This window comes from Flavobacterium sp. (genome assembly GCF_004295795.1).
Lineage (GTDB): Bacteria > Bacteroidota > Bacteroidia > Flavobacteriales > Flavobacteriaceae > Flavobacterium.
The window spans coordinates 111584-124356 of the sequence record NZ_SEBR01000004.1; the positions used below are offsets into that span (position 1 = coordinate 111584).

At 46.9% G+C, this 12773-nt stretch carries 12 protein-coding genes and 1 pseudogene; 4 read left to right on the forward strand and 9 right to left on the reverse strand.

From position 1 onward, the window contains the following. The 6 genes from EOO49_RS03940 to EOO49_RS03965 form a co-directional block, all read right to left on the reverse strand. Positions 1-792, reverse strand: a complete 792-nt coding sequence (locus EOO49_RS03940; protein WP_290842925.1) for a (Fe-S)-binding protein — start codon at positions 790-792, stop codon at positions 1-3. 139 nt (positions 793-931) lie between these two features. Continuing rightward, entirely contained in the window at positions 932-1378 is a 447-nt protein-coding gene (locus EOO49_RS03945; protein ID WP_290842926.1) for a phosphoheptose isomerase, read from the reverse strand. Between the two features lie 175 nt (positions 1379-1553). After that, the gene (locus tag EOO49_RS03950) at positions 1554-2888 is read right to left on the reverse strand and encodes a (Fe-S)-binding protein (protein ID WP_290842927.1); all 1335 of its coding nucleotides are present in this window, start codon (positions 2886-2888) and stop codon (positions 1554-1556) included. Positions 2889-2894: 6 nt separating this feature from the next. Then, the gene (locus EOO49_RS03955) at positions 2895-3854 is read right to left on the reverse strand and encodes an MlaD family protein (protein WP_290842928.1); all 960 of its coding nucleotides are present in this window, start codon (positions 3852-3854) and stop codon (positions 2895-2897) included. A 50-nt stretch (positions 3855-3904) separates the two neighbouring features. Continuing rightward, entirely contained in the window at positions 3905-5068 is a 1164-nt protein-coding gene (locus tag EOO49_RS03960; protein ID WP_290842929.1) for an N-acetylmuramoyl-L-alanine amidase, read from the reverse strand. Between the two features lie 52 nt (positions 5069-5120). Then, entirely contained in the window at positions 5121-5387 is a 267-nt protein-coding gene (locus EOO49_RS03965; protein ID WP_290842931.1) for a hypothetical protein, read from the reverse strand. A gap of 31 nt (positions 5388-5418) precedes the next feature. Between EOO49_RS03965 and EOO49_RS03970 the strand changes: the two genes are divergently transcribed. The 4 genes and pseudogenes from EOO49_RS03970 to EOO49_RS03985 form a co-directional block, all read left to right on the forward strand. After that, a complete protein-coding gene (locus EOO49_RS03970; RefSeq protein WP_290842933.1) occupies positions 5419-7878 on the forward strand; it encodes a putative LPS assembly protein LptD in 2460 nt (819 codons plus the stop codon). Positions 7879-8083: 205 nt separating this feature from the next. Next, positions 8084-8464, forward strand: a complete 381-nt coding sequence (locus tag EOO49_RS03975) for a RidA family protein (protein ID WP_290842935.1) — start codon at positions 8084-8086, stop codon at positions 8462-8464. A gap of 113 nt (positions 8465-8577) precedes the next feature. Next, positions 8578-8703 (forward strand): Rid family hydrolase, encoded by a 126-nt coding sequence (locus tag EOO49_RS03980; protein WP_290842937.1) that lies wholly within the window; start codon positions 8578-8580, stop codon positions 8701-8703. 152 nt (positions 8704-8855) lie between these two features. Continuing rightward, a pseudogene (locus EOO49_RS03985) lies at positions 8856-8942 on the forward strand (RidA family protein); the annotation flags it as partial. A gap of 675 nt (positions 8943-9617) precedes the next feature. Here the strand turns inward: EOO49_RS03985 and EOO49_RS03990 are convergent. The 3 genes from EOO49_RS03990 to pfkA form a co-directional block, all read right to left on the reverse strand. Next, a complete protein-coding gene (locus EOO49_RS03990) occupies positions 9618-10466 on the reverse strand; it encodes an N-acetylglucosamine kinase (RefSeq protein ID WP_290842939.1) in 849 nt (282 codons plus the stop codon). A 187-nt stretch (positions 10467-10653) separates the two neighbouring features. Continuing rightward, the gene (gene gap / locus EOO49_RS03995; protein ID WP_290842941.1) at positions 10654-11658 is read right to left on the reverse strand and encodes a type I glyceraldehyde-3-phosphate dehydrogenase; all 1005 of its coding nucleotides are present in this window, start codon (positions 11656-11658) and stop codon (positions 10654-10656) included. A gap of 92 nt (positions 11659-11750) precedes the next feature. Beyond that, positions 11751-12737, reverse strand: a complete 987-nt coding sequence (gene pfkA / locus EOO49_RS04000; protein WP_290842944.1) for a 6-phosphofructokinase — start codon at positions 12735-12737, stop codon at positions 11751-11753. Positions 12738-12773 lie beyond the last annotated feature (36 nt).

The window sequence follows — 12773 nt, forward strand, 5'->3', positions numbered from 1 at the left end:
TCAGAGTTCGCTCGCGCTGGCGATAAGTTCGGCTACGTCCATCACCTTGACTTCGCCTTCTTTTTCCTTGTTTTTGACACCGTCGGTGAGCATGGTGTTGCAGAACGGGCAAGCCGCCGCGATGATTTTGGGTTCTTCGGACAAAGCTTCTTCGGCCCTTTCGATATTGATCTCCTTGTTTCCGGGTTCGGCATCCTTGAACATTTGGGCGCCGCCGGCTCCGCAACACAATCCGTTTGCACGGGAGCGTTTCATTTCAACGAGTTCGGCGTCCAATTTCCGGATGAGTTCGCGTGGCGCTTCGTAAATGTTGTTCGCGCGCCCAAGATAGCAAGGATCGTGGAATACGATTTTCTTGCCCTTGAAAGATCCGCCTTCGATCGAAAGTCTTCCGTCGTCGAGCAAAGATTTGAGGAATTGCGTGTGGTGCACGACTTCGTACTTTCCGCCCAAACCTGGATATTCGTTCTTGATCGTGTTGAAACAATGTGGGCAAGCCGTTACGATCTTCTTGACCTCGTAAGCGTTTAGGACCTCGATGTTCATCATGGCCTGCATCTGGAACAGAAACTCATTGCCAGCGCGCTTGGCCGGATCGCCTGTGCAGCTTTCCTCCTGTCCTAAAACGGCAAAATCAACGCCCGCTTTGTTGAGCAAGCGCACGAAGGCTTTGGTGATTTTCTTGGCGCGATCGTCGAAACTTCCGGAGCATCCAACCCAGAACAAGACTTCGGGTGATTTTCCTTCGGCCATGAAATCGGCCATTGTCGGGACTTTGAGTTCTTCAGACATTATTTAGTGCTTAAGTGCCGAAGTAGAAGAGTGCCTGAGCCGTATACCGAAAAAATAGGTAAATTCTCCACTTTTACTTCAATGTTTATTATCGATTCTTTTATTACTTAAGACACTCAAGCACTTGGGCACTTGAGCGTTACTCGTGTTTTCCGTCGTCAAAAACCTGTATCGTGACTTCTTTCTCGATCAGATCGGTGAACTTTCCGCGATAGCGCGTAGCCTTCACCAAATGGTTGTCGATCCAGTGGTAATTTCCACCTCTCGGTTTGCCGAACACGATTCCGTGGTGTTTGAAGCCGTGCTTGTTCAGCCATTCCTCGGTTACCGGACGGTGCGCCTCGGTTCTCGAGGTAAAGAAAAAGATCACGTGACCTTCGTCGTACCATTTGTTGAGCGTGTCCAAAGCGTCCGGATACAATTCGGCCGTGGCCATTCTCTCCGGTTCTTCGTTCGGGATGTCGTCGCAGATCGTTCCGTCTATGTCGATCAGGTAATTCTTGATGTCGGCCGGCAATACCGGGCTGATGTGTTTTCCGTTCTCTGTCGCGGGTTGGAGGTTATCCTCGATGTCTTCCGTTTTCATTTGTTTGTCTTTAATAAATCTGATTTTTAGAATTGATCAAAAACACCCTTAACCTCACTTTATAAAGATGATTTTAGCTTTTAGATATTAGTCGTGAGTTATGAGTCGGAAACTCAACTTGTAAACCTGTTGGCCTTTACCTCATACCTCATACCTCATACCTCATAACTCATAACTAGTTCTCGTTTTTCCAGTTCAACCGATCCTGTTGGTTATAAGGCCAAGGCGCGCCATTGTTCTCGACGTTGGTCATCATCGCATTCAACGACTGCGGAGCGGCGCTTTGTTCCATGACCAGAAATCTTCTCATATCCATGATGATAGAAAGCGGACTGATATTCACCGGACATTCTTCCACGCAAGCGTTGCAGGTCGTGCACGCCCAAAGTTCTTCGGGCGTGATGTAATCGTTAAGCAACGTTTTGTTATCAGGGACGAATGTGCCTTTGTTCGCGTCGATGTTTTTTCCGACTTCTTCCAAACGGTCGCGCGTGTCCATCATGATCTTGCGCGGCGAAAGCTTTTTGCCCGTGATGTTCGCCGGACAGGCAGAAGTGCATCGGCCGCATTCGGTACACGTGTAAGCATTGAGCAATTGCACCCAATTCAGGTCCTGGACGTCTTGTGCGCCGAATTTTTCCGGAACGGCATTTGGGTCGGCGTTGGCTGGAGTCGCGAAAGGATCGGCATTCGGATCCATCATCAGCTTGACTTCGGCCGTAACCGAATCGAGGTTGTTAAATTTTCCCTTCGGATTCAAATCGGCGTAATAGGTATTCGGAAAAGCCAAAAGAATGTGCAAGTGCTTGGAAAAATACAGGTAATTCAGGAAAAACAAAATCCCGACGATGTGCAACCACCAAAAAGTGCGTTCCAAAACCCAGACTTTCTCGGCCGACATTCCGTTAAAAATCGGCGAAAGCCAGCTGCTTATTGGGAAAGCGCCTTGCCCTGATTCGTAATGTCCGAAAGAACGCAGCTGCAAATTGTAGTCTGAGGCGTTCATCAACAGGAAAAGCGACATCAGGATCACTTCCATATACAAAATGTAATTCGCGTCGCTTTTTGGCCAACCTTTCAGATCGGAATGGATAAAACGCTTGACTTTGATGACGTTTCTCCTGGCCAGGAAAGCGATTACACCAACGAGCACCAAAACGGCCAGCACCTCGAAAAATCCGATGAGGAAACTGTAAAATCCGCCAAGGAAAGACAAGACGCGGTGTGTACCGAATAATCCGTCAATAACGATTTCGAGTACTTCAATGTTGATGATCACGAATCCGACGTAAACAAAAATGTGCAGAATGCCCGAAATGGGGCGTTTCACCATCTTTTTTTGGCCCAAAGCGATCATCGCCATATTCGTCCAGCGTTCGCCGGGATTGTCTGATCGATCGATGTCACGCCCGAGTTTGATGTTGCGCACCAATTTTTTGACGTTGATCGCAAAATATCCGCCGGCCAATGCCAGAATTACGGCAAAGAGTATATTGTCGAGGTAACTCATTGCGTGCTAGTTTTGAGGAGTTGGCTCTGTCGGAGCGACGTACGGCTTGTTTTTCTTTCCGAAAAGCGACACGTTCACGTAACGCGTCGGGTTGAGTCTCACGTCCTGAAGCAACAGTTCAAGCTCTTTTGAAGTCTTGGCCAGATTGTTGTAAAGCGCTTCGTCCTTGACGAGTTTGCCCATCGTGCCTTGTCCGGAATCGATCGTCAGCATCAAATTGTCGACCTTGGCAAGCGTTCCTTTTAGGCTTTCGACGGCTTTGTCGAGTTCGGCTTTTTCGAGTTTGTTCGAGATTTTGCTGAAATCGCTTGAAACCTTGTCGAAATTGGCCACGACGTTATCGATTTTACCCTTGTTGTTGTCAAGGATTCCGTTCAGACTGTTCGACGCTTTGTGGAATTGCGTCATCGTCGCATTGAGTTCGGCGATCGTCCCTTTCAGGTTTTCCTGACTTTTCTTGTCGAGAATATTGTTCACGCTTGTGATCGTAACCGACAAATCGCCCAAGACCTTTTCGAGTTTCTGTTGCAGCGGTTCGAGTTTTTCACCAAGTAAAGCCGTGAGCCCGGGAACGTTAGCGCCTCTTAGCGTATCGCCCGATTTGGCCTCTTGCGTATCCTGAAGATTCGGGACGATCTGAAGTTGTTTGCCCGCGATCACGCCAGGTTCGTAAATGTTCACGACGCTCGATTTTGCGATTGGGAAATCCTCGTTGGTAATGCGCATTTCCACTAGCAATTTACCCGATTTGTTGTTCAGCGAGATCTTTTTTATGTGTCCGACGATAAATCCGTTTATGGTGATCGGTGCCGATGCAGGCAATCCCTCGACGTTGTCGTATTCTACAAAAAATGTCTTGTCGCTGGTAAGGATGTCGTTCCCTTTAAGGAAACTGTATCCCCAAATAAACAATAAAATTGATGCGATAACCAGAATGGCGGTCTTGATTTCCCTTGTAATTTTCAAAGCTTTGCTGTTTTGAACAAAAGTAAGACAATTATCCGAAAAGACTTTGCCTAATTTTTAAGGGCTTCGTCCAAACTTATCTGTTGGCCGTTGCGGAAAGCTACGACGTAAGCCGATGGGAAGCCTTTTGTCTTAGCCTCAGACAGTTTCTGTCTGGCCATTTGGTAATCTGAAGTTTCGCCGTAGTAGTATTTGTATTTGGCGCCCGAAGACATCATGGAAACGCCGCTCAATCCTTTGAAGTTGCTTGGCGTCGTGGGAAGTTTCGTTCCGCTGGCGGAGATTTGCACTTTGAATACGACTCCGGCCGATGTCGTAGTCTCTGGAACAACGGGTTCGATGGCACGCGTCGGGGTTTGCACAGGCGCTGGAGTTGGCGTATCGGCAACCGGAGTTTCCTGGATTCGCTGCGACGGACGTTCGTCTGCAGGTTCGAAATTGCCGCTTCCGAAGTATTCTTTCTTGTATCCGATTATGGCGTTGGCGATCGCTTTCGCCATTTCCTGCTGGCCTTCGTCAGAATCTAGGTAAGCGCCGTCCTTGGCGTTCGAGATGAATCCCATTTCGATCAAAACGCGCGGCATGTAGGCTTTGTGCAATACCATATAAGGTGCTTGTTTCACGCCTCTGCTCTTTTTGCCCAGTGCTTTTACGAATCCATCCTGGATTTTGGCCGCAAGTGAGATGCTGTTGTCGAGGAATTCTTCCTGCATGAGCTCGATTCCTATCATGCTTTCAGGATTGTGCGGATCGAATCCTTCGTATTTCTGCTTGTAATCTTTCTCCATCGTAATCACGGAGTTCTCGTTCTTGGCCGCCTCGAGGTTCGATTTGACTTTCGTCATACCCATCACGTAGGTTTCGGTTCCGTCTGCTGCCGAATTCTTGTTGGCGTTGCAGTGGATCGACACGAAAATTTGGGAATCTGCCCTGTTTGCGATGTTGGCGCGCTCGATGAGTTCGATGAAAACATCGGATTTTCTGGTATAGACGACATCGAATCCCGGCGTGCTTTCAAGAATTTTGCCCACTTTCTGCACCACGCCAAGCGCTATGTTTTTTTCAATGTGACCGTTGTACATCGCCCCGAAATCCTTTCCTCCGTGACCCGCGTCGAGCGTGACGCGGAATTTTTGATTCTGTGCGAAAACACTTATAGTAGAAAACAGCAAAGCCAGCGAAACGACCGCTTTGAGCTTGTTGGAAATTCCCATAAATCCAAAAGTTAATTTTAATGAAATGCGCGAGGCTAAAGTCATTATTTATTTATTTTTGACGGAAAATTATATGTAAGTTTGGCGCTTCAAATTCAGCCATAATTTTCACAAAAGTAGCATTAATAGCGTTGCGGGCAAACTTATTCCATATCGTTTTATCAGCAATCTTGCTAACAGTCGGAGCTTCAAAATCCTCCTGCCAGGAACTCGGAAAAAACAAGGCAAATATCCCGCCATTAATCCAGTCTCCCGTAAAACCGGCCGATTCTTCCATTGCTAACGCACAAGACAGCTCAAAAATTGCCGCCGTCGTCAAGACCAAAGATTCGGTCAAGCCGAAAAAACCTTTGCTCGAAGCCCAAATTAGGAGAAAAGCCAAAGATTACGAGCGTTTCAACCAAAAGACGAGTCAACTTACTTTATATAACGAGGCGGAAGTCTATTACCAGGACATCGAACTCAAAGCCGGAATCATCACGCTCGATTACGGAAAGGACGAAATCTACGCCGGACGTATCAAGGATTCTACAGGCAATTTCACGCAACGCCCGTATTTCAAGCAAGGTAGTAATGTTGTCGAACCTGATTCCATCCGCTTCAATACCAAGACCAAAAAGGCTTTGATCTGGAATTCAAGAACCGAACAAAGCGAATTCCGAATCAAGGGCGAAATCGTCAAAAGGGAAAACGATTCCACCTATTTCATCAAAGGCGTGCGGTTTACGACTTCGAAAGACGTTGACAATCCGGAATATTATTTTTATACGAAGAAAGCCAAATTCGTACCCGGAAAGAAAGTCGTCGTTGGCGGGACGAATATGGTGATTGCCGATGTTCCGACGCCGATCTATCTGCCATTCGCATTTTTCCCGATGACCGACAAATCGCAATCGGGAATCCTGATTCCGTCTTACGGAGAAAGCAACAACCGAGGATTTTTCCTTCAGAATCTGGGCTACTATTTTGCCTTGTCGGATAATTACGACCTTGCCGTGACAGGCGATTACTACACCAACGGAAGTTATGCCATGCGATTCGAGTCACACTACGCCTGGCGTTACCAATTCAGCGGAAATTTCAACGTGAGGTTCGAGAATCTCATCAACGGCGAAAGAGGTTATCCGGATTATGCCAAACAGCGCATCTACAACATCCAGTGGTCGCACACGCAAGACGCCAAAGCCAGCGTGAATTCGCGTTTTACGGCATCGGTCAACCTTGGTAGTAGCCAGTATTTCCAGCGTTCGATCAATCAGGTGAATGTGGGATCGTCGTTGAACAACACCTTGAGTTCGTCGATTTCCTATTCCAAGACTTTCGAGACCGTTCCACAGGTAAATTTGTCGGTTACCGCGAGCCATCAGCAAAATACGCAGACGCAATCGATAAGCATGACCTTGCCGACTTTGCAGGTGAATGTCGACCGTATTTTTCCTTTCGCCCCGGCAAACGGCTCCAAAAAAGGGCTTATCAAGAACTTGAACTTCCAATATAGTTTGAGAGGCGAAAACCGCTATCAGACAACAGATTCGCTTTTCTTCAAGTCGGAAATGTTCAAGGACGCCAGAACAGGTTTCCAGCATTCCATCCCGATTGCCACCAACTTCAAGATATTCAAATATTTCAGTGCCTCGACGTCTTTCAACTACAACGAGGTCTGGTATTTCAAGACGATCAAAAAGGAATACGACGAAACCAGGGCGAAAGACACGATAATCGACGTCAACGGTTTCGACGCGTTCAGGACTTACAACTACGGAGCGTCCTTAGGAACGACTATCTACGGAACTTACGGATTCGGTGAGAACAGCAAGATACAGGCGATCCGTCACGTGATGCGTCCATCGGTTTCTTACAGTTATACGCCAAGTTTTGATCAATATTACGACAGTTACGTGAGCCGCGCCACGGCCGAAACGATCGTAAAGGAATACACCAGATTCGAGAACGGTATTTTCGGTTCGCCCGGCAGAAACATTTCAAACAGTCTTGGTTTCACGCTCAGCAACACTTTCGAGGCCAAAGTCCGCGACAGCGATACCACCAAAGTCGAAGCCAAGAAAGTCATGCTGCTCAACAACTTCAATCTTTCGACTTCTTACAACATGGCCGCCGATTCCCTTAAATGGGCGCCGTTGCGAATTACCGGAGGAACGACTTTGTTCGAGAAAATGAACGTGAACTTCGGGGCGACGTTGAATCCTTACGCTTTGGACAACGCCGGCCGAACCATCAACAAATTCAACATCGACAATGGCGGAAGCCTTTTCCGTTTTACTCAGGCTAATCTTACGATCGGTTATTCCCTTTCGAGTGCCGACGGTCAGGACGCCAAAAAGAAGAGCGAAAATTCCCAAAGTGTCAAGAACGGCGGACGCGACGACGATTTGTTCGGAACCAACCGCGACATGAGCGACCCAAGGCAGAACGACGATGAAGACGACGAAGAATCGAAGGTGATCAAGGACTTGTTCAAGCTCGATATTCCGTGGGACATGACCCTGGCCTATTCCCTGACCTATTCGAACAACAGGCGCGAAAACGACATTACCGGAAATTCGCTTATGGTTTCGGCCAATACCGACATCACGCCAATGTGGAAAGTGGGCGTTTCCACAGGTTACGACTTCGTGCAACAAGGCTTCACGTTTACACAATTGCGTTTTTCGCGCGATTTGCTGAGCTGGAAAATGGATTTTTCGTGGGTTCCTTTCGGAACGCAGAGCTACTGGAATTTCTTTATCGGAATCAAGTCGAGCATTTTGCAGGACGTGAAGTATGACAAGCGTAGTTTGCCGAACCGATAGTAGAGCGCATTAGCAGTAGCAGTAGCAGTTGACCACGCTCACACCTATTCGAAGCATAGAACTTTGCGCGATTGGTGCAAGAAAGTAGAAGTGAATGACCAAAGATTTGTTGATTAGTGGCTAAAAATGAGCCTTGCAAAAGTCTTTTGTCTGTTAGTCCATTATCTATTAGTCTATTCTCTATTAGTCTTAACTCTAAAATTATATGAAGAAAGTAATTTATACCGATGCGGCTCCAGCGCCAATCGGACCGTATTCCCAAGCAGTACAATTCGGTGACACAATTTACACGTCCGGACAGATCGCGATCGATCCGGCTAGCGGGGAATTGGTTTTGGGCGATGTCGAGGCCGAAACCAAGCAAGTCATGGAAAACCTCAAAGCCGTTTTGGAAGCCGCCGACATGACTTTCGAACACGTCGTCAAAACCACGATCTTTATTATGGACATGAACGATTTTACAAAAATCAACGGCATTTACGGAAGCTATCTCGACGAGAAAACTGCTCCGGCCCGCGAAACCGTACAGGTCGCAGGTTTACCCAAAGGCGTCACGGTAGAGATTTCGATGATTGCCAGACGATGATCTTTTAACAAAAAGTACAGATTTTCTGTAATCGACTTATTTGCGGAAATGCTATCTTTTCACAGGGAAGGGGTTGGTGCTTATCCCTACAAAATTTTTGATTCGGACCATTAATGAAATGCAGAAAATTTTTCCACAAACTTGCGAAACTGAAAACCGCTCCGGCCCGCGAAACCGTACAGGTTGCAGGTTTACCCAAAGGCGTTACGGTAGAGATTTCGATGATTGCCAGACGCTGATTTTTTAACAAAAAGTACAGATTTTCTGTAATCGACTTATTTGCGGAAATGCTATCTTTTCACAGGGAAGGGGTTGGTGCTTTTCCCTACAAAATTTTTGATTCGTACCACTAATGAAATGCGTAAAATTTTTCCACAAACTTGCGAAACCGAGAACCGCTCCGGCCCACGAAACCGTACAGGTCGCCGGTTTACCCAAAGGCGTCACGGTAGAGATTTCGATGATTGCCAGACGATGATCTTTTAACAAAAAGTACAGATTTTCTGTAATCGACTTGTTTGCGGAAATGCTATCTTTTCAAAGGGAAGGGGTTGGTGCTTATCCCTACGAAATTTTTGATTCGGACCACTAATGAAATGCGGAAAATTTTTCCACAAACTTGCGAAACTGAAAACCCACCGTCGCGCGAAACCGTACAGGTCGCAGGTTTACCCAAAGGCGTTACGTAGAGATTTCGATGATTGCCAGACGATGATCTTTTAACAAAAAGTACAGATTTTCTGGAATTGACTTGTTTGCGGAAATGCTATCTTTTCACAGGGAAGGGGTTGGTGCTTATCCCTACGAAATTTTTGATTCGGACCACTAATGAAATGCGGAAAATTTTTCCACAAACTTGCGAAACCGAAATTCGCAGAAAGTGAAACTATCGCGGCAACTCTTTTTTATTTACGATTAGTTAAAAATTCAGGTGGTCATACATTTCGAACTCAGGCACTCAACTCGCAAAAAAAAAGAAAACGATACGGCAGCGAGTGGTTTTGTTTTCAGGCATTTCGGACGCTGGCTCTCAAAACATTCTGAATCGGTAGCTTAACTCGCAAAACCATAAAAAAACCATCCGGCAGCGAATGGTTTTTTTATTTTCGATAAGTAAAGCTCTCAGGCACTGAGGCACCTCGAACTCAGGCGCTCAATTCAACGAATGATAGGCAATCAAGCCATCGATCGGGCGACGCAAAACGTTTCCGATCTTGATGTTGTGCTTCTCGAGAACCTCTTTCAATTCCTCTCTCAAATAGAAAGCGATCGATCCGATAAAGTGAACAGGAACGGTCTTGTGTTCGTCGTACTGTTTGATATAAAGCTCGACGAAATCCTCCATCGCGGCATAAATCAATTTCTTGCAGAAAGCGTCGTCTTTGTGTTGGATCAGAAATTTGGCGAAAGTGGCCAGATAAGCATTCGGATTAGGCTCTTTGTAAAGATTGTGCTTGATCACGTCCGGTTCAAGATCGTGTGCTTTTTCGAATGCGGTCGCTAGATTCTGCGGCATTTTTCCAAAGTAGTAAGCGCGGATCAACTCGCGTCCGAAGCGGTTTCCACTGCAATCGTCCATCGCGATGTAGCCAAGTGACTGCACTTTTTGGTGCAATTCCTTTCCGTCGAAATAACTGCAATTCGAACCCGTACCCAAGATGCAGACAACCGCTTTCTCGTTTTTTGGCGTGGTGGCGTAAACGGCGGCATAAGTGTCTTCGTTTACCGAAATGTTGGCATTCGGGAAATAATCCTTGAAGATCGCGGCGAGAAAACTTCTCATGCGCTCGGTTCCGCAACCTGCTCCGTAAAAATACAGATGCGTCACGCTTTTCTTGTTGTGGGAAATGTCGAAGCGATCGTCAAGGCGCGCTATGACCTCGTCCTTTGCGAGTACTTCGGGATTCACCCCAAGCGATTGTGTGGTAAACAAAACCTTTCCGGCATCATCAATTGCGATCCAGTCGGCTTTGGTCGATCCACTGTCTACTAATAATTTCATTGGGTCAATGGTTGGTTTTTTCCGGATGTGCTTCTATGGAAGTTTCGGCCGGCAGTTTGGTTTGTTTGTTATAATGCACAGGTTCAGGATGTTTCCGGAATTGGTTTCGCAGACAATTCCGACCAAAATCTGCTGTATAAAAAGACAAAAATCCCGCCTGTTTCCAAACGGGATTTCTGTAAGTAATTTATTTCAAACCTGCAGTGTAAACGGCAAGATCGATCAATTTGCTCGAGTAACCATACTCGTTGTCATACCAGGAAACGATCTTGAAGAAAGTCGAGCTCAAACCGATTCCGGCTTTGGCGTCAACGATCGAAGTGCGCGAATCTCCAACGAAATCCTGAGAAACCACATCGTCTTCGGTATAACCCAAAATATTTTTGTAATCTGTCTCCGAAGCTTTTTTCAAAACGGCCATGATCTCGTCATAACTTGTTTCCTTCTCCAATCTCACGGTCAAATCTACCGCAGAAACGTCGATAGTAGGAACGCGGAAAGACATTCCTGTCAATTTTCCGTTCAGGGCAGGAATCACTTTTCCTACTGCTTTTGCCGCTCCGGTTGACGATGGGATGATGTTCACGCTTGCTGCGCGTCCGCCTCTCCAGTCTTTTCTTGAAGGTCCGTCGGCTACCATTTGAGTCGATGTCGATGCGTGAACAGTCGTCATCAAACCTTCAACGATCCCGAAGTTGTCGTGGATCACTTTGGCCAACGGCGCAAGACAGTTTGTCGTACAAGACGCGTTCGAGATCACAGTATCCGTAGCTTTGACTTCCGTATGGTTGACGCCCATTACAAACATCGGTGCATCTGCAGATGGAGCAGAGATGATAACCTTCTTCGCTCCGCCTTTGATGTGCGCCTGAGCCGATTCGATCGTCGTGAAAATTCCGGTACATTCGGCAACAACGTCTACTCCTACTTCATCCCATTTCAAAGTCGCGGGATCTTTTTCGGCCGTCGTGCGGATGTGTTTTCCGTTCACGTACAATTTTCCTTCCTTGACTTCAACTTCTCCATTGAAACGTCCGTGAACTGAATCGTATTTCAAAAGGTATGCAAGGTGGTCTACGTCCAAAAGGTCGTTGATGGCAACAACTTCAACATTGTCGCGGTTGTAAGTTTCGCGGAACACGATGCGTCCGATGCGTCCGAAACCGTTTATTCCTAATTTTACTGTTGACATTTTACTTGTTTTATTTGATTTTTAATATAGAGTTTGTGCAAAAAAATAAGGTTCGGAAATCAGGTCGTGCAACCGGATTCTGAACCTTTTTGTTATGTTGACATGATGTCGGCTACTTTGAGAAGCTCGCGGTCAATTTCGGAATGGCCTTTGATGGCTTGCTCGATCGGCGTAAGCGTGATCTTGTCTCCCAAAATTCCCACCATATAATTCGATTTTCCTTCGATGAGCGATTCCACGGCTTTCACGCCCAAGCGGCTTGCGAGTACGCGATCGAAACACGTAGGTGCGCCTCCGCGTTGCATGTGGCCCAAAACCGATACGCGAACATCATACTCCGGAAGATTTTCCTCCACGTAATCCTTCAATTCGAAAACGTTCTTGCCGATGCTGTCGCCTTCCGCAATCACGACGATGCTCGACGATTTGCCAGAAGCCTTGCTTTTCTTCAAAGATTCCAGCAAGCGCTCCAACCCGAGGTTTTCCTCAGGAATCAGGATTTCTTCGGCGCCCGCGCCAATTCCGGCGTTCAAGGCGATGTGCCCGGCATCGCGCCCCATGACTTCCACGAAAAAAAGCCTGTTGTGCGAAGATGCAGTATCGCGAATTTTATCGATGACCTCGACTACCGTATTAAGGGCAGTGTCGTATCCTAAAGTGAAACTTGTTCCGTAAATGTCATTGTCTATCGTGCCGGGAATTCCCATGATCGGGATGTTGAATTCGGAGTGGAAAACTTCGGCTCCCGTAAAACTTCCGTCGCCGCCTATCACCACAAGTGAATCGATTCCGGCCTTTTCGATATTCGCGAAAGCTTTTTTGCGGCCTTCCGGCGTCATGAATTCTCTGGAACGAGCCGATTTGAGGATGGTTCCGCCTTTATTGACGATGTTGTTCACCGAACGCGGTCCCATTTCCTTGAAGTCGCCTTCTATCATGCCTTGGTAGCCGCGATAGATGCCGACACATTCAATAGCGTGGTAAGCGCAGGTACGCACCACAGAGCGGATTGCTGCGTTCATTCCCGGTGAATCTCCACCAGAAGTCAACACGCCAATCCGTTTTATTGTTTTTGACATTTATTATGGTATTAAAATGTAAACTTAGCAAATATG